General features: G+C 74.0%; 27 protein-coding genes. 6 read left to right on the top strand and 21 right to left on the bottom strand.

Annotation, left to right across the window (positions count from 1 at the left end):
* Nucleotides 1–19: 19 nt before the first annotated feature.
* From WCD58_RS16930 to WCD58_RS16910, 5 genes are read right to left on the bottom strand one after another with little or no spacing between them, the layout of a single operon-like run.
* The gene (locus tag WCD58_RS16930) at nt 20–1,156 is read right to left on the bottom strand and encodes a M20 family metallopeptidase (protein ID WP_337704226.1); all 1,137 of its coding nucleotides are present in this window, start codon (nt 1,154–1,156) and stop codon (nt 20–22) included.
* Nucleotides 1,157–1,167: 11 nt separating this feature from the next.
* Nucleotides 1,168–2,268, bottom strand: a complete 1,101-nt coding sequence (locus tag WCD58_RS16925; RefSeq protein ID WP_337704225.1) for a cobalamin-independent methionine synthase II family protein — start codon at nt 2,266–2,268, stop codon at nt 1,168–1,170.
* Nucleotides 2,261–3,292 carry a cobalamin-independent methionine synthase II family protein gene (locus WCD58_RS16920; RefSeq protein ID WP_337704224.1) on the bottom strand — a complete coding sequence of 344 codons (1,032 nt, stop codon included), beginning with the start codon at nt 3,290–3,292 and terminating at the stop codon, nt 2,261–2,263. Before WCD58_RS16920 ends, WCD58_RS16925 begins: the two co-directional genes overlap by 8 nt.
* Nucleotides 3,292–4,098, bottom strand: a complete 807-nt coding sequence (locus WCD58_RS16915) for an inositol monophosphatase family protein (RefSeq protein ID WP_337704223.1) — start codon at nt 4,096–4,098, stop codon at nt 3,292–3,294. Before WCD58_RS16915 ends, WCD58_RS16920 begins: the two co-directional genes overlap by 1 nt.
* On the bottom strand, nt 4,095–5,843 hold the full coding sequence (locus WCD58_RS16910; RefSeq protein ID WP_337704222.1) for a PEP-utilizing enzyme: 1,749 nt from the start codon (nt 5,841–5,843) through the stop codon (nt 4,095–4,097). The genes WCD58_RS16915 and WCD58_RS16910 overlap by 4 nt, the downstream gene beginning before the upstream one ends.
* Before the next feature lie 180 nt (nt 5,844–6,023).
* On the opposite strand from WCD58_RS16910, the gene WCD58_RS16905 reads away from it, so the two are divergent.
* Nucleotides 6,024–6,974: an AraC family transcriptional regulator gene (locus WCD58_RS16905; protein ID WP_337704221.1), complete on the top strand. Its 951-nt coding sequence runs from the start codon at nt 6,024–6,026 to the stop codon at nt 6,972–6,974.
* A 110-nt stretch (nt 6,975–7,084) separates the two neighbouring features.
* Here WCD58_RS16905 and WCD58_RS16900 read toward each other — a convergent pair whose 3' ends face one another.
* Nucleotides 7,085–7,345: a hypothetical protein gene (locus tag WCD58_RS16900; RefSeq protein ID WP_337704220.1), complete on the bottom strand. Its 261-nt coding sequence runs from the start codon at nt 7,343–7,345 to the stop codon at nt 7,085–7,087.
* A gap of 4 nt (nt 7,346–7,349) precedes the next feature.
* Nucleotides 7,350–7,682 (bottom strand): DUF6247 family protein, encoded by a 333-nt coding sequence (locus WCD58_RS16895; RefSeq protein ID WP_337704219.1) that lies wholly within the window; start codon nt 7,680–7,682, stop codon nt 7,350–7,352.
* 160 nt (nt 7,683–7,842) lie between these two features.
* On the opposite strand from WCD58_RS16895, the gene WCD58_RS16890 reads away from it, so the two are divergent.
* A complete protein-coding gene (locus WCD58_RS16890) occupies nt 7,843–8,448 on the top strand; it encodes a GNAT family N-acetyltransferase (RefSeq protein ID WP_337704218.1) in 606 nt (201 codons plus the stop codon).
* Nucleotides 8,449–8,488: 40 nt separating this feature from the next.
* Nucleotides 8,489–9,649: a DUF998 domain-containing protein gene (locus tag WCD58_RS16885; protein WP_337704266.1), complete on the top strand. Its 1,161-nt coding sequence runs from the start codon at nt 8,489–8,491 to the stop codon at nt 9,647–9,649.
* On the opposite strand, the gene WCD58_RS16880 is transcribed toward WCD58_RS16885, so the two are convergent.
* Genes WCD58_RS16880 through WCD58_RS16870 form a run of 3 tightly spaced genes read right to left on the bottom strand, consistent with a single transcriptional unit; the run spans nt 9,629 to nt 12,360 of the window.
* A complete protein-coding gene (locus WCD58_RS16880) occupies nt 9,629–10,570 on the bottom strand; it encodes a vWA domain-containing protein (RefSeq protein ID WP_337704217.1) in 942 nt (313 codons plus the stop codon). The genes WCD58_RS16885 and WCD58_RS16880 overlap by 21 nt on opposite strands.
* A gap of 27 nt (nt 10,571–10,597) precedes the next feature.
* On the bottom strand, nt 10,598–11,539 hold the full coding sequence (locus WCD58_RS16875) for an AAA family ATPase (protein WP_337704216.1): 942 nt from the start codon (nt 11,537–11,539) through the stop codon (nt 10,598–10,600).
* Nucleotides 11,536–12,360, bottom strand: a complete 825-nt coding sequence (locus WCD58_RS16870; RefSeq protein ID WP_337704215.1) for a mycofactocin-coupled SDR family oxidoreductase — start codon at nt 12,358–12,360, stop codon at nt 11,536–11,538. The genes WCD58_RS16875 and WCD58_RS16870 overlap by 4 nt, the downstream gene beginning before the upstream one ends.
* Nucleotides 12,361–12,520: 160 nt before the next feature.
* Between WCD58_RS16870 and WCD58_RS16865 the strand changes: the two genes are divergently transcribed.
* The gene (locus tag WCD58_RS16865) at nt 12,521–14,827 is read left to right on the top strand and encodes a M20/M25/M40 family metallo-hydrolase (RefSeq protein ID WP_337704214.1); all 2,307 of its coding nucleotides are present in this window, start codon (nt 12,521–12,523) and stop codon (nt 14,825–14,827) included.
* Between the two features lie 22 nt (nt 14,828–14,849).
* Nucleotides 14,850–15,650 carry a GAF and ANTAR domain-containing protein gene (locus tag WCD58_RS16860; protein WP_337704213.1) on the top strand — a complete coding sequence of 267 codons (801 nt, stop codon included), beginning with the start codon at nt 14,850–14,852 and terminating at the stop codon, nt 15,648–15,650.
* Here WCD58_RS16860 and WCD58_RS16855 read toward each other — a convergent pair.
* The 10 genes from WCD58_RS16855 to WCD58_RS16810 all read right to left on the bottom strand — a co-directional run bounded on the left by WCD58_RS16855 (nt 15,635) and on the right by WCD58_RS16810 (nt 20,482).
* A complete protein-coding gene (locus WCD58_RS16855) occupies nt 15,635–16,186 on the bottom strand; it encodes a nitroreductase family protein (RefSeq protein ID WP_337704212.1) in 552 nt (183 codons plus the stop codon). The two genes, WCD58_RS16860 and WCD58_RS16855, sit on opposite strands and share 16 nt — an antisense overlap.
* Nucleotides 16,183–16,491 (bottom strand): DUF6092 family protein, encoded by a 309-nt coding sequence (locus WCD58_RS16850; RefSeq protein WP_337704211.1) that lies wholly within the window; start codon nt 16,489–16,491, stop codon nt 16,183–16,185. Before WCD58_RS16850 ends, WCD58_RS16855 begins: the two co-directional genes overlap by 4 nt.
* 15 nt (nt 16,492–16,506) lie before the next feature.
* Nucleotides 16,507–16,806 carry an antibiotic biosynthesis monooxygenase family protein gene (locus WCD58_RS16845; RefSeq protein ID WP_337704210.1) on the bottom strand — a complete coding sequence of 100 codons (300 nt, stop codon included), beginning with the start codon at nt 16,804–16,806 and terminating at the stop codon, nt 16,507–16,509.
* A gap of 31 nt (nt 16,807–16,837) precedes the next feature.
* Nucleotides 16,838–17,407 (bottom strand): YdeI/OmpD-associated family protein, encoded by a 570-nt coding sequence (locus WCD58_RS16840; protein WP_337704209.1) that lies wholly within the window; start codon nt 17,405–17,407, stop codon nt 16,838–16,840.
* Nucleotides 17,404–18,021, bottom strand: coding sequence for a TMEM175 family protein (locus tag WCD58_RS16835; RefSeq protein WP_337704208.1), 618 nt, complete (start codon nt 18,019–18,021; stop codon nt 17,404–17,406). The genes WCD58_RS16840 and WCD58_RS16835 overlap by 4 nt, the downstream gene beginning before the upstream one ends.
* A 17-nt stretch (nt 18,022–18,038) precedes the next feature.
* Complete coding sequence (locus WCD58_RS16830; RefSeq protein ID WP_337704207.1) at nt 18,039–18,581, bottom strand: YbhB/YbcL family Raf kinase inhibitor-like protein; 543 nt, start codon at nt 18,579–18,581, stop codon at nt 18,039–18,041.
* Between the two features lie 63 nt (nt 18,582–18,644).
* Nucleotides 18,645–18,890 (bottom strand): hypothetical protein, encoded by a 246-nt coding sequence (locus tag WCD58_RS16825; RefSeq protein ID WP_337704206.1) that lies wholly within the window; start codon nt 18,888–18,890, stop codon nt 18,645–18,647.
* Between the two features lie 8 nt (nt 18,891–18,898).
* The gene (locus WCD58_RS16820) at nt 18,899–19,225 is read right to left on the bottom strand and encodes a DUF6247 family protein (RefSeq protein WP_337704205.1); all 327 of its coding nucleotides are present in this window, start codon (nt 19,223–19,225) and stop codon (nt 18,899–18,901) included.
* A gap of 223 nt (nt 19,226–19,448) precedes the next feature.
* The gene (locus tag WCD58_RS16815; protein ID WP_373696236.1) at nt 19,449–19,589 is read right to left on the bottom strand and encodes a DUF6247 family protein; all 141 of its coding nucleotides are present in this window, start codon (nt 19,587–19,589) and stop codon (nt 19,449–19,451) included.
* Between the two features lie 134 nt (nt 19,590–19,723).
* Nucleotides 19,724–20,482 (bottom strand): SDR family NAD(P)-dependent oxidoreductase, encoded by a 759-nt coding sequence (locus WCD58_RS16810; RefSeq protein ID WP_337704204.1) that lies wholly within the window; start codon nt 20,480–20,482, stop codon nt 19,724–19,726.
* A 152-nt stretch (nt 20,483–20,634) separates the two neighbouring features.
* Between WCD58_RS16810 and WCD58_RS16805 the strand changes: the two genes are divergently transcribed.
* The gene (locus WCD58_RS16805) at nt 20,635–21,126 is read left to right on the top strand and encodes a hypothetical protein (RefSeq protein ID WP_337704203.1); all 492 of its coding nucleotides are present in this window, start codon (nt 20,635–20,637) and stop codon (nt 21,124–21,126) included.
* Nucleotides 21,127–21,129: 3 nt separating this feature from the next.
* Here WCD58_RS16805 and WCD58_RS16800 read toward each other — a convergent pair whose 3' ends face one another.
* A complete protein-coding gene (locus WCD58_RS16800) occupies nt 21,130–21,468 on the bottom strand; it encodes a hypothetical protein (protein WP_337704202.1) in 339 nt (112 codons plus the stop codon).
* Nucleotides 21,469–21,474: the final 6 nt, after the last annotated feature.

The raw sequence follows: 21,474 nt of genomic DNA, 5'->3' as shown, positions 1-21,474 counted from the left end.
GTCCGATCGGGGGTCGACGTCAGGGCGCCGAGGGAGATCCTGCGATCAGGCCGGCGAGCAGGGCGATCCGCACCGGGAGGTCGTCCACGACGACGTACTCGTGCTCGGCGTGCGCCCCGCCGCCGCTCGCGCCGAGACCGTCCAGCACCGGCAGCCCCGCGGCCGCGAGGATGTTGCCGTCGCTGCCGCCGCCGACCTCGCGCGGATCGAAGGCGACACCGAGTGACGAGAGCACGGAACGCGCCCGCTCGACGAGCTCGGGAGCGGGCTCGGACCACGGCGGGCGGTTCCACCCGCCCGTGACCTCCACGCGCACCCGGTCGTCGTCCGGCCGCCACGCCGCCAGCGCGTCGCTCACACGCGACGCCTCGTCCATCGTCCGGGCGCGCACGTCGAGCTCGAGCCGCGCGTGCTCGGCGACGACGTTCGGCCGGGTCCCGCCCGTGAGCACGCCGACGTTCACCGTCGTGCCGACCGACGGCGCCGCGAGCCCGACCAGGTGCGTCGTCAACGCCGCCAGCGCGTGCACGGCCGACGCGCCCGCCTCCGGGTCCAGCCCGGCGTGCGACGCCACCCCGGTCGCGGTCACCGTCCACAGCCCGACGCCCTTGCGCGCGGTCTTCACCGTGCCCGCGACGCCGCCGGGCTCGAGCACCAGCACCGCCGAGGCCCCCGCCGCGGCGTCCACCAGGAACGACCGCGACCCCAGGCTCCCGATCTCCTCGTCGGCGCTCACCAGCAGCCGCACCGACGGCCGCGGCACCCCGAGCTCGTCGAGCGCCGCGACGGCGTGCACCGCCTGCACCAGGCCCGCCTTCATGTCGAACACGCCGGGCCCGCGCGCGATCCCGCCCGCCACCGAGAACGGCCGCTGCGCGAGCGTCCCCGCGTCGAACACCGTGTCGAGGTGCCCGAGCAGCACGACCGTCCCGGGCAGCGAGCCCGGCACGTCCACCTGGATCACGGCGCCGGGCCCGTCGCCGAGCGTGCGCACCCGCTCCGCCCGCCAGCGCTCCTTCACCCACGGCACGAACTCGGCGGCACCCCGCGAGAGCAGCACCGGGTCGGTGCTCGGCGTCTCCACCCCGACGAGCAGCGCCAGGTCCTCGACCACGTCGTCGAGGCGGCGGGCGATCAACGAGCGGACGTCGGACATCGCCGGAGAACCTACGACCAGACCAGCTCCGCCGTCCGCACCACGGTCTCGAGCTTGCGCCGCTGGTCGTCCGCGGAGAGCTCGTTGCCCTCCCACGTGCTGGCGAAGCCGCACTGCGGGCTCAGCGCGAGGCGGTCGAGCGGGAGGAAGTCGGCGGCCTCGTCCACCCGCCGCCGCAGCTCGTCCACCGACTCGAGCTCCGGGCGCTTGGTCGTCACGAGTCCGAGCACGACCGTGCTCTCCGGCCGCACGTGGCGCAGGGCGGTGAACCCGCCCGCCCGGGCGTCGTCGTACTCGAGCAGCAGGCGGTCGTAGCGCGCCTCGGAGAAGAGGACCTCGCCCATCTCGTCGTAGGGCACCGAGCTCTCGTACATGCTGCGGTAGTTGCCGCGGCAGATGTGGATGCCGGTGACGACGTCGCTGGGCAGCCCGTCGAACACGCGCCGGTCGGTCCGCACGTAGGACGCGAGCTGCTCCTGCCACCGGTCGGGGTCGGGGAAGAGGCGCCGGTTGTCGAGGAACGTGTACTTCGGGGCGTCCAGCTGCAGGTACCGCACGCCGGCGTCCGCCAGCGCCCGCGCCTGCCGGTTCATGATCGCGACGAGGTCGTCGAGGAACTCCTGCGGGTCGGGGTAGGCCTGGTCGGAGACCCCGGCGGTCCAGTAGCTCAGGAAGTTCGTCGGGACGGGCAGCGTCACCTTCACCGGGCGGTCGGCGTGGGCGAGCACGAAGCCCGCCTCGACGTCGACGAGGCTGCCGCGCTCGGTCAGCCGTGACGCGACCACCGGCGACGTGTGCGAGGCGGTCCGCCCGTCGGCGCCCGTCCACGTGCGCGTGAACCCCTCGGGGTCGAAGCCGTCGGTGACGTCCAGGACCGGCCCGTGCCAGATGCGCCGGCGCATCTCGCCGTCCCCGACGACGGGCAGGCCGACGGATCGCTGCAGCTCGAGGACGTCGAGCACCGCCCGGTCCTGCAGCGGACGCAGGTCACCGACACCTTCCTCCATGGCGCGGCGCAGCTCAGGAGGCCGCAGGAACGACCCCACGGTCTCGGCCCGGATCGTCGGGAGACGGAGCTCGCGGAGCTCGACCCCGGTCGAGGGCTCAGCCATCCCGGCGCACCCTCTCCGCGGCCTGGGCGGCGGCCGTCATCTTGGCGATCGCGAGGTTGCGCGGCACGCGCCGCAGCCCGCAGTCGGTGGAGATCTCCAGGGCGTCCGGGTTCCGGTACTTGAGGCACGTCCGCAGCCGTTCGACGAGGTCGTCCGGGGTCTCGGCGTAGTGGGTCTTGATGTCGACGAGACCGGCGGACAGCAGCCGCCCGGGGTCCCACTGTCCGACGAGGTCGATCTCGGCCATCTCGCGCCCGCCGAACTCCAGGCTGAACCCGTGGACGTTCGCGTCCAGCAGCGTCGGGAAGAGCCAGCGGTAGGTCCGCTTGGCGTAGGGCAGGCGGCGGAACGAGCCGAAGCAGATGTGCACGGTGAAGGTGCAGCCGTCGAACCCGTCGACCACCTTGTTGATGATCTCGACCATCGAGGCCGGGCTGCGGTCGTCGTCGGCCACCGCGGGGGTGATCGGCTCCTCGAGCTGGATGTAGTCGCAGCCGGCGTCGAGCAGCTCCCGGATGTGCCCGCGCAGCGCCGGGACCAGCGCCTCCGCGCACGCCTTGCGCGAGGGGTAGACGTCGCGGAAGTCCAGCTCGGTCGTCATCCCGTACGGGCCGGGCATGCCCACGCGCGGGCGGCGGTCGGTGGCGGCGCGCAGGAACCGGTACTCGCCGACGAAGTCCCACATGCAGGCGAGCTCGTCGAGCGGCTGGGTGACCTTCCAGACGTCGAGCATGTCGTAGCCCAGCGCGCCGAGACGCCGCGGCGCCGGCTGCAGCTCGAGCCCGGGCAGCGCGGCGGTGATGTTCTCGATCCAGCCGCGGCGGCGGTGCTCGCCGTCGGTGACGATGTCGAGCCCGCAGCGCTCCTGGTCGTCGATGGCCAGGCGGCAGTAGTCGTCGTAGAGCTCCTTCTCGTCGTCCGGCCCGAAGCGGCCCGCGGTCTCGGCCGGTTCGACGACGTCCCACCAGCCCGGGCGCGCCCAGCCGCCGGTGGTCGTCACGGCGATCTCGGTGTTGACGGTCATCAGCCCTCCTCGAAGCGCATGCCGGTGGCGGCGACGAGCGCGTCGTGCACGGTGCCTCCGACGCTGGCCACGACGTCGTAGCGGGTGGAGGCGTCGCGGGCCTCGCCGTCGAAGTCGGTGACGCGCCCGCCGGCCTCCTCGACGAGCAGCCGCCCGCCGGCGACGTCCCAGGGCGGCATGTCGCGCTCGACGTAGCCGCCGAGGTGGCCGGCGGCGATGTGGGCCATGACCAGCGCCGGGGCCCCGGGGAAGCGCACCCCGCCGGAGACCGTGAGCATCGCCCGCATGAGTCGGGCGAACTCGGCGATGACGACCGAGTCGGACGACTGCGCCTGCACGACCACGACGACCTCGGCCGCCCGCGTCGCCGGGGACACCTGCAGGGGCCGCCCGTTGCACGTCGCCCCGCCGCCGCGGACGGCGGCGAACAGCTCGTCGCGCAGCGGGTCGTAGACCGCGGCGACGACCGGGTCGCCGTCGAGCGTCAGCGACACCGCCGTCGCGAACCACGGGAAGCCGTCGATGAACGCGCGCGTGCCGTCGAGGGGGTCGACCCACCAGCACAGGCCCGCGGCGGGCGCGCCCACATCGGGCGCGTCCTCCTCGCCGAGCACGACGTCGGCGGGCCGCTCGGCCTTGATGGCCGCGATCACGGCCTCCTGCGCGGCGAGGTCGGCCGAGGAGCTGACGTCGACGCGGGCGTCCTTGAGGGTGACCTCGAGGATCTTGTCCTGGTGGTCGAGCAGGACGGCGCCGCCGGCGCGGGCGGCGCGTTCGGCGACGCCGGCCAGTTCGTGGAGATTCACCCCAGCACCTCCACCACGCCGCGGTCGCCGTCGATCCGCACGCGGTCCCCGGTCGTGATCGTCGACGTCGCCACGCCGGTGCCGACGACGCAGGGCAGGCCGTACTCGCGCGCGATGATCGCGGTGTGCGACAGCGTGCCGCCGGTGTCGGTGACACACCCCCTGACCAGCCCGAACACCGGCGTCCACTCGGTGGTCGTGCCGCCGCAGACGAGGATGTCGCCGTCGCGGACCTGGTCGATGTCCTGCGCGGCGCGGACGACCCGCGCGGTGCCGACGACCGTGCCGCGCGACGCCGCGAACCCCGACAACGTCGCTGTGGCCCGCTGACCCTTGATCGTCGCGAAGTACTCCGGGGTGAGCCCGAACAGCTCGGTCATGATCGGGTCGTTGACGGCGTCGGGCACGGTCCCGACGACCGGCGGCAGCTCGCTGCCCCGTGCCGACCAGTGGTCGTAGTAGTCGCGGCGGGCGGCCACCAGCGCGCGGCAGTCGGCCGGTCCGCTGCCGGTGAGCAGGTCGAGCAGCTCGTGGCGGAACAGGAAGAAGACGTCCTCGCGGGCGTCGACCACGCCGTCGGCGACGAGCCGGTCGCCCGCCGCGAGCGTGAGGCGCCGGAGCGGCAGGTGGATGCGGCGGTCGATGAGGAAGTTGTGCTCCTCGTTCCACCAGACGAAGTTCGCGGCGCGGTTGGACGCGAGGGCCTCGTCGAAGCGCTGCCGGTCCTCCTCGGCGAGCGCGGCGCGGGCCTCGTCGACGAGACGGTCGCGCTCGGCGAGCACCTCGCGCCGGGCGGCCGCGAAGTCGTGCCCCTCGGGGCGGGTGAGGAACTCGCGGATCGTGCCCAGCGGCGTCGCCGGGTGCTCGGCCCACGACGGGCGGTCCATCGTCGCGGTCTCGTCGGTGCGCCGGCCCCAGACGGCGAGGAACTCCTGGAGCTCGGCCCACCAGACCGCGCCGTTCGCGTGCTGGTCGAGAGCCGCCCGGACCCCCTCGACGGTCGGCGCCGCGAGCGCCTCGGCGACCCCGAGCTCGCGGGCACGCCCGGCGAGGCGCCACAGGCCCTCGTCGGTCTGCAGGTACGCGGTCTCCTCGCCGGCGAGCCACTTCGGGATCTGCCCGGTCTCCAGCCCGAGGTCGGCGGTGAGCTGGAACAGCGCGACGTAGTTGGCCGCGAGCAGGTACATGACCTCGAAGTGCACGCCCCAGCCGCGCCGGTGGAAGGCGATCGCGTCGACGAGCGCGGCGTGCAGCTCGTCGCGACTCATCGCGTCGACGTCGAGCCCGTCGAAGTGCGCGTAGGCGGCCTCGAGCTCGACGCGGTAGCCCGACCAGTAGCCCTCGAAGTCCGCCAGCCGCGGCCCGGCGAACGCCCCGAAGCGCTCGGCGCGCGCGCCCATCTGCCACAGCGAGGTGATCGGGCACTGGCCGAGGTAGACGTGGACGCCGGCGATCCGGTTGACCATCCCGGCGGTCGGCGGGATGCCGACGATCTCGGCGCCGTACTGCGTGCCCCAGGTCTGGGCGTCCTCGAGCAGCGCCATGCTCGCCGGCGTGATGCCTTCGGCGAAGTGCTGCGAGTCGCGCATCCAGAAGCGGTCCTCGTCGGCGCGCGTGAACGGCGCGAGCGGTTCGGCGAGGAACGGCCGGGACTCCAGCCGCGGCTCGTACCCGGGGTAGAAGTCGCCGTCGGCGTACTCGCCGAGCGGGATGAACGTCGTCGACTGCTGCTCGGTGGTCGTCACCGGCTCACGTCCTCGTGCGCAGGGGTGCGGTGCGGACGGACGCTAGGAGCGGGTCGTCGCAGGTCGGTAGCCGCTTCCGGCGAGGCTGTCCGGTTCCGGCATCAGGACTGTGGCCCTTGACACCCTTCCGAGGCCCGGCCAGCGTCGACGGCGGTCCGAGGGGTCCGAGGAGGTGACGCCGTGCTGCGTGGCGGCTTCCGCACGGCCGATCCCGACGAGGCCCACGAGCGCACCGAGCCGCTCATGACCGGCCACCGCATGACCGTGAGCCGCGACGGCGCCGCGTTCGGGGCCGACGTCCGCTGGGTCGCGGGTGAGGGCCTGGGGCTGCTGCGGTTCTCCTACGGCGCCGCGGTCGAGATCCGCTCGCACCCTCTCGACGCCTTCGCCACCGTGCACCTGCCCGTACGCGGCGGCTTCCGCGCCGAGCACCGCGGCATGCGCGTGCGCGCCGACACCGCGTACGGGGCGGTGTTCTCGTCGTCCGGGCCGCTGACGATGCGGTGGGACGCGGGCCTCGACCTGCTCGTCCTCAAGATCGACCGCGCCGACCTCGAACGCGAGCTCGCCACCCTGCTCGGCCGCGCACCCGACGGCCCGCTGACCTTCGACCTCGAGATGCCGCGCGCCGGGGGCACCGTGAGCGGCGCGGCGGAGCTGGTGCGCAGCACGTGCGCGGCCGCCGGCCCCGAGGGCCCGCCGCCGCGGGTGTGGGCGGCGCTGAAGAACGCGGCGGCGACCGCGCTGCTGCTCGGGCACCCGCACTCGTTCACCGACGCCCTGCGCGCCCCGGTCCCGCCGGCGTCGTCGACGGTCGTGCGCCGGGTGCTCGACCGCGCGGCGGCCGACCCCGCGCACCCCCCGACCGCGCCCGAGCTCGCGCGCCTCACCGGCGTCAGCGAGCGCACCCTGCGGACCGTCTTCCACGCGGAGTTCGGCGTGGGGCCGGTGACCTACCTGCGCCGGCGGCGCCTCGACGCCGTGCACCGGGAGCTCGCCGACCTCGACCCGGCCGGCCCGACGACCGTCGCCGACGTCGCCCACCGGCACGGGTTCGCGCACGCGGGACGGTTCGCGGCGGAGTACCGGACGCGGTTCGGGGAGACACCGAGCACGACCCTGGGTCGTTAGCCCGTCGAAGCGGCGGGTGGGGGCGCTCCTACGTCGCTCCCCGAGCAGGTCGCTGGCGGGTGGGGGGCGTCAGCCCCCGAAGCGGTGGGTGGGGGCGCTGATTCGGGTGGTCAGCCCCACGTCGACCAGATCAGACGCTCGAGCACGACCTCCCGAGCGTGCTCGATGATGACGAAGTAGATGAACTTGAACCCTTCCGCAGTGTCGAAGGTGAGGAACCGCAGCTCGGCGTCAGGGTTGTGTTTGACCGCTGGCGCGCTGTCCCACGGGGTGTGCGACAGCGCGACCTGGAGCTGCGCGATCGCCTCGCGAGCGCCGGGTGGGAGGTCGCGGACCTCGTCATCGATCAGCTCTGAGCGGACCTCGTACACCGCGTCAGATGCCGGCGGCGGCGCGGACTGCGGCGAGCGAGGCGTCCGCCGGCAACGCAGTTCCAGTGCGTAGTTCGGCCACCCGCCGAGCCGTCTTCTCGAACTGCACGCGATCGAGTTGCAGGGCGGCGATTCCCCGCCACTGGTTCACCACCCGGTGCACGACGGTGAGGTCGTAGGACGAGCTGGCCTCGGCCAGGGCCTCCTGATAAGCCCGGTCGAAGTCCGGACGGTCTTCCGGCAGCAGGGCGGCGCGGATCGCCAGCGGCGTCGCGCCTGGTCCGAGCTCGCGGAGCGCGGGCGCCGACACGTCGTCGGCGGGATCGATGGCCGCCATGCCTCGACCGTAGCGGCCACGTCCGACAGGGAGGACGGGTTCGCGGAACTGCACGTGCCACCGCGCCCGCCGAAGCGACGGCTCGGGGCGCCGACCCGTGTCCCGAGGACACGGGTCGCCATCTGGACCCGCTGCCCTCCCCGGAGCAACATCCATAGCCATGGGGGATGCGGTACCGGTGGGGGAGGCCGACGTCGCGGCGACGGCGGCCGCGGCGGCGCGGGCGTTCGACGACGACGGCATGTTCACGTTCGTCTTCCCCGACCCGTCGGCACGTCCCGCCAAGCTGGACCGCTTCTTCCGCGGCGCCGTGCGCTACGGCCGGCTCGCCGGCCGCGCGCTCACCACCCCCGGGCGCGAGGGCGTCGCGATCTGGCTCCCGCCGGGCAGCACGAGCATGTCGGTCGGCGCGATGGCCCGCGCCGGGATGCTCGCGTTCCCCGTGACGCTCGGGCCGGGCGCGTTCCGGCGTTTCACGGCCTACACGTCGTGGCTCGACGGGCAGCGCCGGGCGCTCGTGCCCGACCCGCACTGGTTCCTGCTCGCCCTGGGCGTCGATCCCGTGTGCCAGCGCCGCGGGGTGGGCACCACCCTCATGGCCTCGACGCTCGCCGACGCCGACCGCCGCGACCTCCCCGCCTACCTCGAGACCACCTCCGAAGGCAACCTCGCCTACTACGCACGGGTCGGCTTCGCGGTGGTCCGCGACGCCGTCCCCGACACGGCGGGTCCCCGGACGTGGCTGATGCTCCGCGAGCCGGCCTGACAGGATCTCGCGACGGAGGGGGGGAGTGATCGTGACGCTGATGCCCGAGGCCCTCGGCCGCCTGCGTCGCCCGACGCTCCTCGCCCTCACGCTCGCGGCCCCGGTCGTGCTGGTCGCCGGCGCGCTCGTCGCCCAGCTCGTGCAGCCGCCCGGCTCCTACGACGCGGTGGGGCAGACCGTCAGCACGCTCGCCGGCCGCGGCGCCACCGACCGCTGGATCATGGGCGGCGCCCTCGCCCTCATCGGCGTGATCTACCTGCTCGTCGCCGCCGGTCTGCGGGCGGTGTCGCCGTACGCGCGAGGCATCCTCACCGGCGGGGCGGTCGCGGTGATCGTCGCGGCGCTCGCCGTCCAGCCGGCGCACGGCAGCTCGACGATCCACATGGCCGGCACGGTGATCGCCGCCGTCGCCTTCGTGTTCTGGCCCGTCCCGCTGATCACCGACCGGCGTCTCGACCCGGCGCTGCGGCGCGGCTCGGCGATCGCCGTCGCCGGGATGCTCGGCCTGCTCGCGTGGCTGTGCGCGCAGGCCTGGACCGACGGGACCTGGATCGGCATGGCCGAGCGCGCCCTGATCCTCGGCGAGACGGTGTGGCCGATCGCGGTCGCCGGCTGGCCGGTGCGGCGCCTGCGCGGTTCGCCCCTGGTCCTCGCCGTGCTGGCCCCGACCGTCTTCGTGGTCGGCCTCCTGCTCGCCCAGGCCGCGCAGCCGCTGCCCGACCCGTGGAACCAGTCGGCGAGCGCGCTGTCCGGCCTCGCCGCCACCAGCCGCTGGATCATGGCGGGCACGCTCCTGCTGGTCGGCGTCCTGACCGGGCTCACCGCGGTGGGCCTGCGCTCGCGGGTCCCGCCGGCGGCGTGGCGCCTGCTCGCCGCCGGCGGCGCGTTCCTCGTGGTGGCCGGCCTGAGCCCGCAGCCGGTGGGCGGCTACTCGGTGGTCCACATGGTCGCCGGCGGGCTCGCCTGGGCCGCCTACACGATCTGGCCGCTGGGGCTCGTGGCCTCGCCGACGGTGGACCGCCGGCTGCGCGTCGCCTCGGCCGTGGCGACCGTCGTGCTCGCGGCGCTGGTGGCGTGGTTCGCGGTCCAGCTCGTCACCGACGGGACCTGGTACGGCCTCTCGCAGCGGGTCGTGATCCTGGCGCAGGCGGTGTGGCCGGTGGTCGTGGCCGTGACGGCCTCACCGCGCGAAGATCGCTGACAGCGCCGGCGCGACGTCGCGGTGGTCGCGGACGAGGCGGCACCGCCCCCGCCCGGCGTGGGCGAGCTCGCGGCCCAGCTCGACGTCACGCTCGCCGGAGACGTCGAGCAGCACGTCGAGGCGCGGCAGCCGGCCGGCGACGCCGCGCGGGTCGGGGCCGGCGTTGTGCACGGCGTCGGACAGCAGCAGCACCCGCGCGTCGCCCGACCCGGCCTCGCCGATCAGCCGCGCGGCGGTGGTCAGCGCGAACGCGACGTTGGTCAGCCCGCGCGTGGGGACGCGCAGCAGCAGGTCCAGCAGCGCGAGCGGCGCCACCCGCTCGCCGGGGCGCACGAGCACCGCGGCGTCCGACCAGAACGCGACCACGGCGAGCCGCTCGCGGCCGAGCTCGCCGGCCAGGGCGCCGACGGTGGCGGCGGCGGTCAGCGCGCGCTCGCCGGTCATCGACCCGGACACGTCGACGACGAGCACCACCGTGCGGGCGGTGCGCCGGCGCTCGCGGACGACCAGGTCCTCGTCCGCGGGCAGCGGGTTCCCGGCGAGCACCTCGACGGTCGCGTCCAGGTCGAGGTCGTCGCCGGCGCCGTGCCAGCGCGCGCTGACCAGCTCGCCCGCGACGCCGGTGTGGCGGTCCTCCGCGCTCGGCGGCCGCAGGCTCAGGCGCCGGGCGATCCGCCGGGACCGGGCGCGGGCGACGTCATCGGCGCTGGACGAGGCCAGGTCCTCCAGCGCCACCACCTCGGCCGGCTCGTCCGACGCCCCGGGCGCCGTCGGCCCACCGACCGACCGGTCCTCGCGACGGCGCCGCCGCGTCCCGTCGGAGAGCACGAGCCCGCCGCCGGTCCCGCCCCGCTCGTAGAGGGCGGGCTCCTCGGACAGCTGCTTCGGCTTCCGGCGCAGGGGACGCGTCGACCGCCGCACGACCGGGCTCTCGGCCGCGACCTGCTTTCAACCCGGCTCGGCGCGCGCCGGGTCGAGCACGAAGTACGACTCCCACAGCGACCGCAGCACGGCCTCCGGCGTCGCCTCCACGACCTCGTCGAGGTGGATGCGCCCCGAGAGCGCGAGCAGCATCCCGTCGAGGACGAGGCCGGTGTAGTCGCCGGGCAGGTCCCGCAGCGGCGTGTCGTCCGGGACCGCGACACCCCGCAGCCGCGCCAGCCGGTCGACCACCAGCGCGAGGTCGATCGCCCCGCGCACGCTGCTGCCCTGCCGGATCGCCTCGTGCTCGCGGGTCGCGCGGGTGAGGGCGACGGCGTCGGCGATGAGGCGCGGCGACTCGAGGTCGGTGCGCGCCGCGACGATCGCCCGCTCGGCGTCCGCGTCCTGGTAGTCGACGGCGAGGCGGCAGAGCCGGTCGCTCACCGACGTCGACAGCCGCGTCGTGCCGATCGTGTCGTACGGGTTCATCGTCGCGACCACCCGGAACGACGGCGCCGCTTCCACGCTGCCCACGCGCGGCACGGCGATCCGCCGCTCCGCCATGGCCGTGAGCAGCGTGTTCAGCGTGTCCTCGGGTGCCCGGTTGAACTCCTCGACGTAGAGGAAGCCCCCGGACCGCATGGCCTCGAGCAGCGGCCCGGGGACGAACGTCTCCGCCGAGTAGTCCTCGCGCAGGACCCGCGCCGGGCTGTGGTGACCCACCAGCCGCGTCGGGGTCAGGTCGGCGTTGCCCTCGACGAACACCATGGGGACGCCCCACTCCGCGGTGATCGCGGCGAGGAGCGTCGACTTCGACGTCCCCGGCGGGCCCTCGAGCAGGACGTCGCGCCCGGCCGCGACGGCGGCGAGGAGCAGGTCGAGCTCGCGCTCCCGGCCGACGACCCGCGCGGCGACCTTCTCGCGAACATCGATGAGGTCGTCGGCGAGGTCGTCGTCGGGCGCCGTCACTTGACGTTGAACCCCGCGTCGACCGGCAGCGTCACGCCGCTGACGTAGCGGCCGGCGTCGCTGACCAGGTAGAGGATGGCGTTGGAGATGTCGACGGCCTCCACCATCTCGACCGGCAGGAGGTTCGCGAGCGCGTCGCCCTTCTCCGGGTTCTCGTTCATCCACGCCTCGAGCTGCGGGTTGACCACCATGGGCGTGTTCACGCCGGTCGGGTGGACGGTGTTGACGCGGATGCTGTGCGGGGCGAGCCAGTGCGCGAACGTCCGCATCAGCCCGACGACGCCGTGCTTCGCCGCCGCGTAGCCGCTCATCGCGCCGCCGCCGTCACCGCCGCGGCCGGACAGGCCCTGCGTGGAGCTCGTCAGCACGATGGCGCCGCCGTCGCCCTGCGCGATCATCGTCGGGGCCGCGACTCGCACCGTGTGGTACACGCCGGTCAGGTTGATGTCGATGACGTCCTGCCAGCCGCGCTCCTCGTCGTCGGGCTCGCCGCCGACCTGGTTCGCGATGCCCGCGTTGGCCAGCACGATGTCGACCCGGCCGAGCTCGGCGACCCCGGCGTCGAACGCCGCCTGCAGGGCGCCGCGGTCGCGCACGTCGGCCTGGCGCGTGACGATCCGGCGGTCGAGGTCCTCGACCAGCTTCGCGGTCTCCGCGAGATCCTCCGGCGTCGACATCGCGTACTGCACGGTGTCGACCTGCTGGACCAGGTCGATCCCGATGATGTCGGCGCCCTCCTGCGCGAGGCGCAGGGCGTGGCTGCGGCCCTGGCCGCGTGCCGCGCCGGTGATGAAGGCGACCTTCCCGTCGAGCTGTCCCATGCGCGCGTCCTCCGAATCGACGTCGTCGTCAGAACCCGGCCTCACGCTGTCGCACAGGGTGTCGATCACGTAACGCCCGGACGGACCAATCGGACACTTAGTTCGGACACGAAACCATCACGGCTGGCGACGGGGTGGCGCGTGCGGCACCGTGCTCGCCGTGATCGGGCGCCTGGTGGCGGTGGTGCTGCTCGCGGTGGTCGGCGTCTACGCCGTGATCCTCGAGGACCCGCCCGACCCCGTGCCCGCGTCCGCCCCGCCGGCCGAGTTCAGCGCCGACCGGGCGGCGACGGTCGTGGACCAGCTCGCCCGCGAACCCCGGCCGGTCGGGTCACCCGCGTCCGACGCCGCTCGGGACGCGCTGGTGGGGCGGTTGGCGGCGGAGGGCCTGGCGCCGCGGGTCGAGGCGAGCGCGTCGATCGCCGCCGAGGAGGGGCAGGCGCGGGCGGCGCGCGTCGAGAACGTCGTCGCCACCCTGCCGGGCACCGACCCGACGGGCTCGGTCGTCCTCATGGCGCACTACGACTCGGTGGCCGCCGGGCCCGGGGCCGCCGACGACATGTCCGGCGTCGCGACGATCCTCGAGACCGTCCGGGCCCTGCGCGCCGGCCCGCCGCTGCGCAACGACGTGACGGTCGTGCTGACCGACGGCGAGGAGGCCGGCCTGCACGGGGCGCGGGCGTGGGTACGCGAGCAGCTCCCAGGCGGCACGCAGCGAAGCGGAGCTGCCGCGCCGGAGGCCATCGGCGACAGGCCGACCGTCGTCCTCAACTGGGAAGCCCGCGGCGTCTCCGGCCCGTCGATGCTGTTCCAGACCTCGCCGGGCAACGCCGGGCTGGTCGACGCCTGGGCGCGCTCGGTGCCCGCCCCGCGCGGCGACTCGTCGCAGGTCGAGATCTACCGGTTCCTGCCCAACGACACCGACCTCACGCCCGTGCTCGACGCCGGGCGGCCGGGGATGAACGCGGCGTTCATCGGCGGCGCGGAGCAGTACCACACGCCCGGGGACGTCCCGCCGAACCTCAGCCGGGCCTCGCTGCAGAACCACGGCGGGAACGCGCTGGCGCTGACCCGGACCCTGGGATCGGAGGACCTCGCCCCGGTCGACCCGGTGGCGTCCGGCCTGCCCCCCGCCGGCGACGCGACCTACTTCACCGTCCTCGGCCGCACCGTGACCTACGACAGCTGGTTTGCCTGGCCGCTCGCCGGCGGCGCGCTGCTGCTCGCGATCGTGCTGGTGGTGGTGGCACGGGTCCGGCAGAAGGCGACCGTCGGGGGAGTCGTCGGCGGCTTCTTCGGCTACCTGCTCGCGCTGGTGCTCGGGCTCGCTGTGGGGATCGGGTTCTGGCAGGCGCTCGTCGCGATCCGCCCGTCGTACACCGACACCGGCCCGTTCGTCGGGCGCCCGCTGATGTACGAGATCGCCGCCGGGCTCGCCGCGTTCGTCGTCGTGACGCTGATGGTGAGCCTGCTGCGACGGCGCCCCGGCGGGATGGCGTTCGCGGCCGGGTCGCTGCTGGTGCTCGCGCTGCTGGCGGTCGGGCTGGCGGTCGTCGCGCCCGGCTCGGTGTTCCTGCTGGCCTGGCCGGTGGTGGGCCTGGCGCTCGGCCTGATCGTCGTGGCGTCGGCCGGCGAGCGGCCCTGGCTCGCCGTGCCGTTCCTCGTGCTCGGCGCGGTGCCCGCGGTGGCGCTGCTCATCCCGTTCGCCGTCGCGTCGTACGGCGTCGCCGGCGTGTCCGACGGGCTCCCGGTCGCACTGTTCACGCTGGTCGGGGTGCCCATCGCCGCGGGGCTCTCGGCGCTGCCGCGGCCCGGACAGGTGCGGGGCTACGCGTTGCCGATCATGGCGTTCGTCTGGGTGCTGATCCTCGCCGCCGGCGGGCTGTTCCTGGACCGCCCCGACGCCCGGACCCCGCAGGGCGCGAGCCTCGACTACGTGCTCGACGCGGACACGGGCGTCGCGCGCTGGGTCACGAGCGACACGGCGCCGGCGGACTGGACACAGTCGTACGCGCCGGCCCCGGCGGCCGTCGTCGACTCCTGGCCCGGCGACGAGCCCGTCGGCAGCGGCCCCGCGCCGTCGATCGGGGCGCCGGGACCCGTCGCCGACGTGGTCGCACAGACCCCGGGTGGGGTGCGCCTGCAGGTGTCGTCGCCGCGCGGCGCGCCGACGATCACGCTGCGGTCGAGCGTCGCCGCGTCGTCGGTCACCGTGACCTACCCCGGCCGCCCGCCGGTCTCGGCGTCGCTCGCCGGCGGGCCGCTGCGCCTGCAGCTCGACGACGTCCCGCGCGAGGGTGTCCTGGTGGACCTGCAGCTCAGCGGCCCGGCGACGGTGCGCGTCGACGACCAGAGCCTCGGACTCGCCGGAGTCCCGGACTTCCGCCCGCGGCCGCCCGAACTCCGGCAGGCGCGGGGCAACGAGAGCGACCGCGTGATCGTGTCGCGGCAGGTCGACGTCGGGTGACGCCACCCGGTAGAACCAGGTGATGGCCTCGGAGCACGAGTGGCAGGCGGCGCGCCGGCGGTTCATCGACCGCGAGGGCGGGCCGACCCCGGCCGCGGACGACGTCGACCTCGGGCCGCTCGCCGAGCAGTTCGTGACCCTGGGACAGGAGCTCAACATCGCGTCCGAGTCCGGCGTGATCGGGGTGCTCGAGCGGGTGGTGCAGCGCGCGCACGCGCTCGTGCCGGGCGCGGACATGGTGTCGGTGACGTTGCGGGAGAACGACGGCGGCTTCCACACGCCGGTCGAGACCGATCCGCTGGCCACCCGCGCCGACCACATCCAGTACGAGACCGGCGAGGGTCCCTGCGTCGAGGCCACGGCGACCTCGGGCTCGGGGTTCACCCTCAGCCGGGACCTCGCCCGGGACCCCCGCTACCCGGCCTTCGGGCCGCGGGTCGTCGAGCTGGGCGTGACGGCCCTGTGCGCGACCGGGATGTTCCCCGGCGGCGACCCGCCCCGCCTCGGCGCCCTGAACTATCACTTCCGCGACGCCGCGGGCCTGGACGACGTCGACCGCGACGCGATGCTGATCCTCGCGTCGTACGCCGCCGTCGCGCTGCAGTCGGCGCGGAACCTGGAGGTGGAGCAGCTGCGCAGCGCCCAGCTCGCCGAGGCGCTCGAGTCCCGCGACGTCATCGGCCAGGCCAAGGGCATCCTCATGCAGCGGCGCAACGCCAGCGCCGAGGAGGCCTTCGACGTCCTGCGCCGCGCCTCCCAGGACCTCAACGTCAAGCTCCGCGACGTGGCGACGACGATCGCCTCGCGTCACTCCGAGCTCTGAGGCGGCACCCACTGCGTGAGGTCGCGCCAGGTCAGGCGGGCGGGCTTGATGGGGCGCGGCTGGTCGGGCGCGGGGTGGCCGAGGCAGATGATCAGCTCGGCGGTCCAGCCGTCCGGCAGGTCGAGCACGACGCCGGCGGCGGCGCGGCTGAACGAGCTCACCGGGCCCGCGCCGAGCCCGACCGCCTGGGCGGCGAGCAGGATCGTCGCCGTCGCGGTGCCGACGTCGATCCAGGGCCCGCGGTTCTGCGGCGGGAAGCCGTACTGCGCGACGAGGTCGTGGTCGACGCAGACGGCGATCGCCGCGGCGGGCTTCGCGATCATCCCGGGGGACACCATGCGCAGCACCCGCAGCGTGCCGGGGTCGGTGGTCGCGACGTAGCGCTGGAGGTGGCGGTTGCCCGCGGTCGGCGCCCAGCGTGCCGCGTCGAGGATCGTCTCGACCTGCTCGCGCTCGACGGGCTCGGCGGTCATCGCCCGCGTGACCCGGCGGCGGTGGATGGCAGCCAGAACGGGATCGAGGACGGGGTCGGTCACGGCGCGTACCGGGTCTTCAGGTGCGCGGCGAGGGACCGGCAGACCCCGTCGAGTTGCTCGACGTACTGCTCGCGGTCGCCGCGGGGGACGGCGAGCAGGGGCATGTCGCTGAGGGGACCGTCGAGGGCCTGGGCGGTGGTCTCGGTGGCTCGCGGCCCCATCGCCTCGGCGAGACGGTGGGCCGCGGTGAGCAGGCGCATCGGGCCGTACTCGGCGGCCTCGTCGACCTGCGTGCGCGCGGCCGTGACGAGGTAGGCGAGGAGTTCGAGGGCGTCGTCCTCGTCGAGGACCCAGGGTGCGGACACCCCGCCATCCTGGCCTCAGGCGCGCTCGTCGGAGACCACCTCGTACCAGGACGTGTCGCTCGGCCCGTCCTGCAGGCCCTCCATGCGCTCGCGGGTCTCGAGGAACGCCTCGTCGGAGTGCCAGGCCTCCCACGCGGCGCGGGTGGTCCAGGTGCCGATCACCGTGCGCTCGTGCGGCGCCTCGAGCGGGATGACCAGCTGGTTGCCGATCCACCCTTCCTTCTCGCGGGCGGTCTCGAGGCGGTCGCGCATCGCCGCGTCCCACTCGGGCTCGCGGCCGGGGGTGAGGGTGACGTGGGTGATGACGGTCATCATGGGCGCCCGGCTACCCGAGGGCGCCCGTTCTTCACGCCCGCGGGTGGGCCTTCTCCCCGACGGCGGCGCGTTCGGCGATCTGCGCGACGCGGCCGGCCCGGGTCGCGGGCCTCTTCGCCTCGACGAGCCAGACGAGCATCGCGCGCCGGGCCGAGCGGGTGAACCCGTCCCAGTGGTCGCGGGAGCCGGGGTGGGCGTCGAAGGCCTCGGCGAGGTCGGGCGGGACGACCAGGTCCTCGACGTCGTCGAGCATCGTCCAGCTGCCGTCGGCCTTCGCCGCGTCGATCATCGCGCGGCCGGGTCCCGCCATGAGACCGGCGGCCTCGAGGCGCTCGATGCGCTGCTTGTTCGACCGGGCCCAGCCGCTGCCGCGGCGACGCGGGCCGAACCACATCGCGGTGCGCTCGTCGTCCAGCGAGCGAGTGGTGCTGTCGATCCATCCGAAGCACAGCGCCTGCTCGACGGACTCCTCGTAGCCGACGGTCGGGCGCCCCGTCCGCGCTTTCCAGGTCACCAGCCAGACCCCGGTGCCACGGTCGTGGTGCTCGGCGAGCCACGCCCGCCAGGCGTCGACGTCGTCGGGGTGGACCTGGTCGGTCACGACTGCACCGCCGTCCGGGCCTCGAGGCGGTCGGCGACCATGCTCAGCGGTATCGCGAGCGCCCAGCTGATGCGCGCCCACGTCGGCGACACGAACGCGATCGGGATCGACGGCAGGAACCCGGCGACGACGGCGGCCGTGCCCCAGTACTTGCCGTGGCCCCAGCGGCGGGCCCAGCCCTCCTTGAGCAGGCCGTCCTGCTCTGCGACCCGCCATAGAGCGAGCGAGGTCAGCGACGTCCCCATGATCGAGCCGGCGTAGATGATCGTGGCGGCGATGCTGTCGCCGTCCCCGAGCAGCGCGGTGGGGAAGGGGAGCATCACGACGAAGAACAGGAACACGAGGTTGGCGACCAGCAACCGCCTGCTCGCGCCGGTCAGGGCCGTGAGGTCGTCGTGGTGCAGGACCCAGAAGCCGCCGATGACCGCGAAGCTCACCACCAGGGCGAGGAACTGGTGGCCCAGGGCGAGCAGGTCGGCGACGACCTGCCCGTCCCGGACCTGCACGTCGGTCAGCGGCAGGATCAGGATCGTGATCGCGATGGCGAAGATGCCGTCGCTGAACGCCGAGACGCGCTCGAGGGTGGGCAGCGGCCGCTCGTCGTCCCCCTCCACCGCTGCCCTCCTGTCGTTCAGCTCTCGATCTCGTAGGTCGGGGTGATGATCGCGCGGCCGATGCTGTGGAAGAAGAGGTTGAAGCCGAGGAACGCCGGCGTGGCGTCTGCGCCGACCCCGAGGTCCTCGACGTCGACGGCGTGGACGACGAAGAAGTAGCGGTGCGCGCCGTGTCCGGGCGGCGGGGCGGCGCCGATGTAGCGCTTGGCGCCGGCGTCGTTGGCCAGGGTGATCGCGCCGTCCGGGAGCAGGCCCTTGTCGGGGTCGCCGGCGTCGGCGGGCAGGCTGGTGGTGGAGGCGGGGATGTTGGTGACCGCCCAGTGCCAGAAGCCGCTGGTGGTGGGGGCGTCGGGGTCGTAGCAGGTGACGGCGTAGCTCTTGGTGCCCTCGGGGGCGCCCTCCCAGGACAACTGTGGCGTGACGTCCTCGCCCCCGGCGCCCATGATCCCGCTGACCTGCGCGTTCGGGAGCGTCTTGCCGTCGGCGACGTCGGTGCTGGTGACGGTGAACGTCGCGACCTCGGGCAGGAACTCGTGGGGGTCGGGCGGCTGGTGGGACACGGGAAAGCGCCTCCTTCTCGACGATCGGGTCTGCCGCGCCAGGTACCCCGGTGAGCGGTCGGGTCACGCCCACTGGACGAGAAGCAGGTCGACCCGCCGCTGATCCTCGAGGATCAGGTAGGTGGCCAGTCCACTGGTCCCGAACGGCCGCGTTCGCATCGGGCTGTCGGGCTTGTCGGCGAGGTACGGGTCGCCGTCCCAGGGGGCCGACTCGAGTGCTTCACGCAGCCGGTCGAATTCGGGGACGGCATCCGGCGGGAGAGCTCGAATCTGATCCTGCACAGGCCCGCGCGTGTCGAGCGTGTACACGTCGACCGTCAGAGTCGGCGTTCGGAGATGTCCGTGGGCTCGTCGTCGGGCGGCATTTCGCCTGTGAGAGCGGTGACGGCTTCGCGCACCACGCGGCGGTGCTCCTCCGGGTCGCGCGTGATCCAGGCCCGGCGGCGCCAGTACTCGACCGTTTCGTGGATTGCCTGGAGGTCGAGTTCGCGCTCGGCGGTCTCCAGCGCTGCGCGGAACGCCCGGTCGAACGCCTCACGGTGTTCGGGATGGAGCGCGTCGCGCACTGCACGCGGCGTCGCGCCGGCGCGGGGGAGCGGCGGGAGTCCCTCCCGCAGCGGTGTCTCCGGCCTCGCGCTGCTCATGAACCGACGATAGCGGGACTGGCCGACAGCGTTCGGCGGTTCGAGAGCATCTCAGGACCCGACCGTGGGGGCCGGACGTCCCCGACCGTCTCGACCCGGTACACCGGCTCTACAAGCCTGCGTGGGCGCGAGTCACCTCGAAGGGCTCGTCGTCAGGCACGGCGTCGCCGGTGAAGAACTCGGCGGCACGACGCACCGCACGGCGGAACGCCTCGGGGTCGGCCTACAGGACGGCGCGCCGTCGCCACTCCTCGAGGAGGTCGTGCACCGGGGCGAGGTGCAACGTCGACCGTGCGCTCTCGAGCGCCTCGTCGTAGGCCGCGAGGAAGGCCTCGCGGTCCTCGGGGAAGAGGCCGGCATGAATCGCGGCTGGCGAGGCCCCGGGCGCGAGCGAGCGGTCATCCCGGGTGCTCTCGAGGCGCCGGAGCGGTCATATGAGGACGGTAGCGTGCCTGTCCGACATCGCGATTGCGATCCGACGACCGCGCCCCTCAGCGATCAGATCGTCAGACCGCCGTCCACCGCGACCGTCGCGCCGGTCATGTAGGCGCTGTCGTCCGAGGCCAGGTAGACGACCGTCTTCGCGATCTCCGCCGGCGTCGCGTGCCGGGCGAGCGGGACGAGCTCGTCGAACGCCGCGGCCGCCTCCTGCTGGTCGAGGCCGGTCGCGCGCATCTCGATCGAGTCCTGGAACGGCGTCGACGTCGGCCCGGGGTGCAGGGAGTTGACGCGGATCTTCCGCGGCGTCAGCTCCTTCGCGGCTGCCTTCATCATCCCGACCTGCGCGTGCTTCGCGGCCACGTAGCCGCTGATGCCCGCGAACCCCATCAGACCGACCACGCTCGAGGTGATGATGATGCTCGCGCCCGCGCCGAGGTGGGGCGAGGTGTGCTTGATCATGTGGAAGGCGCCGAGCGCGTGGATCTGCAGCGTGCGGGCGAACTCGTCCGACGGGTAGTCCTCGATCGGCGCGACGGCCCCGGTGTTGCCGGCGTTACTGAAGACGACGTCGAGGCGCCCGAAGCGCTCCATCGCCTCGGCGACCGCGGCGCGCACGGCCTCCTCGGCGGTGACGTCGGCGCGGGTGAACGCGGCCTTCTCGTCGCCGAGCTCCGCGACCGCCCGCTTCAGCGCGTCGGCGTCGAGTCCGACGAGGTGCACCTGCGCGCCCTCGTCGACCATCGCGCTCGCCGACGCCCGCCCGATCCCGCTCTCGCCACCGGTGATGATGGCGACCTTGCCGTCCAACCTCGCCATGACTGCCCCCTCCGTGCGCGCGTCCTCGGGACAGCTTTCTCGCGCCATGAGTGGTGTGGGTCACATCATGGCCACGGACTGATCGCCGCTCGGGGTGGTGGCTCCGGTCCGTCGCCGGGCGGACGCAGGGGGTGAGCCCTAGCGTGGCGCCGATGCGCCTCGTCGCGGTCGTCCCGCACCACACGATCGCCGACGGTGAGTACGAGGACGTGACGGTCGGCCGGTTCTCCGCCCTCGGGTTCGCGCTGCAGGTGCGGTCGACGTCGTCCACCGACGCGCCTTCGGGCGTCATGCAGGAGGGCGGTCCGGTGCCGGTCACGACGGTGACGGGCACGGTGGTGCTGCCCAGTGACGAGGCCCCGCCGATCCTGGCCGCCGGCACGGTCCAGCCGCTGCTCGCCAGCGCCGACGAGACGTGGCCGGCGGACGCGCAGCTCGCCGTCACGGGACAGCTCGTCGTCGAGCCGTACCTCTGGGCCGCCGACGGCATGCTCTGGCCGCTCGTGCCCGACGGGGTGCGGATGTGGTCGGTCGACGCGATCCGCCGGATCGGCCTGGACGGGATCGAGGACCTCACGACCCTGTCCGGCCCGACGGACCTGGACCACGGCTCGACCTACGTGCTGGAGGTCGTGGACGTCTGACGCCTACGCCTCTCTGGCAAGCACCCCTGAACGATCGAGGACGAGTTCGGTCTGCCCGGGCGGCGCGGTCCAGATGGCCTCCTCGAGATGGACGAGGAACAGCCGCCACGCGGCCTCGAGCGTGTCGACATCGGGGAAGACGAGCGAGGCGCCTGGCGCCATTTCCCGTAGGTGTTCGTCGAAGGTCGCCGGCGTGATGTGCAAGCGGAGCGGTGTCGGCAGCGGCCGATGGTCGAACGTGGTCAGCACCACGACCCCTTGCTCGCGGTCCTCGTCGACCGCGCCCTCGGCGGCGAGGTAGCCGACGAGCTGGTCGTAGAGCCCCGTGTTGGGTTTCTCCATCCTCTC

It is taken from the genome of Actinomycetospora flava (assembly GCF_037400335.1).
GTDB lineage: Bacteria > Actinomycetota > Actinomycetes > Mycobacteriales > Pseudonocardiaceae > Actinomycetospora > Actinomycetospora flava.
This window is presented reverse-complemented; position numbering and strand designations above follow the sequence as displayed.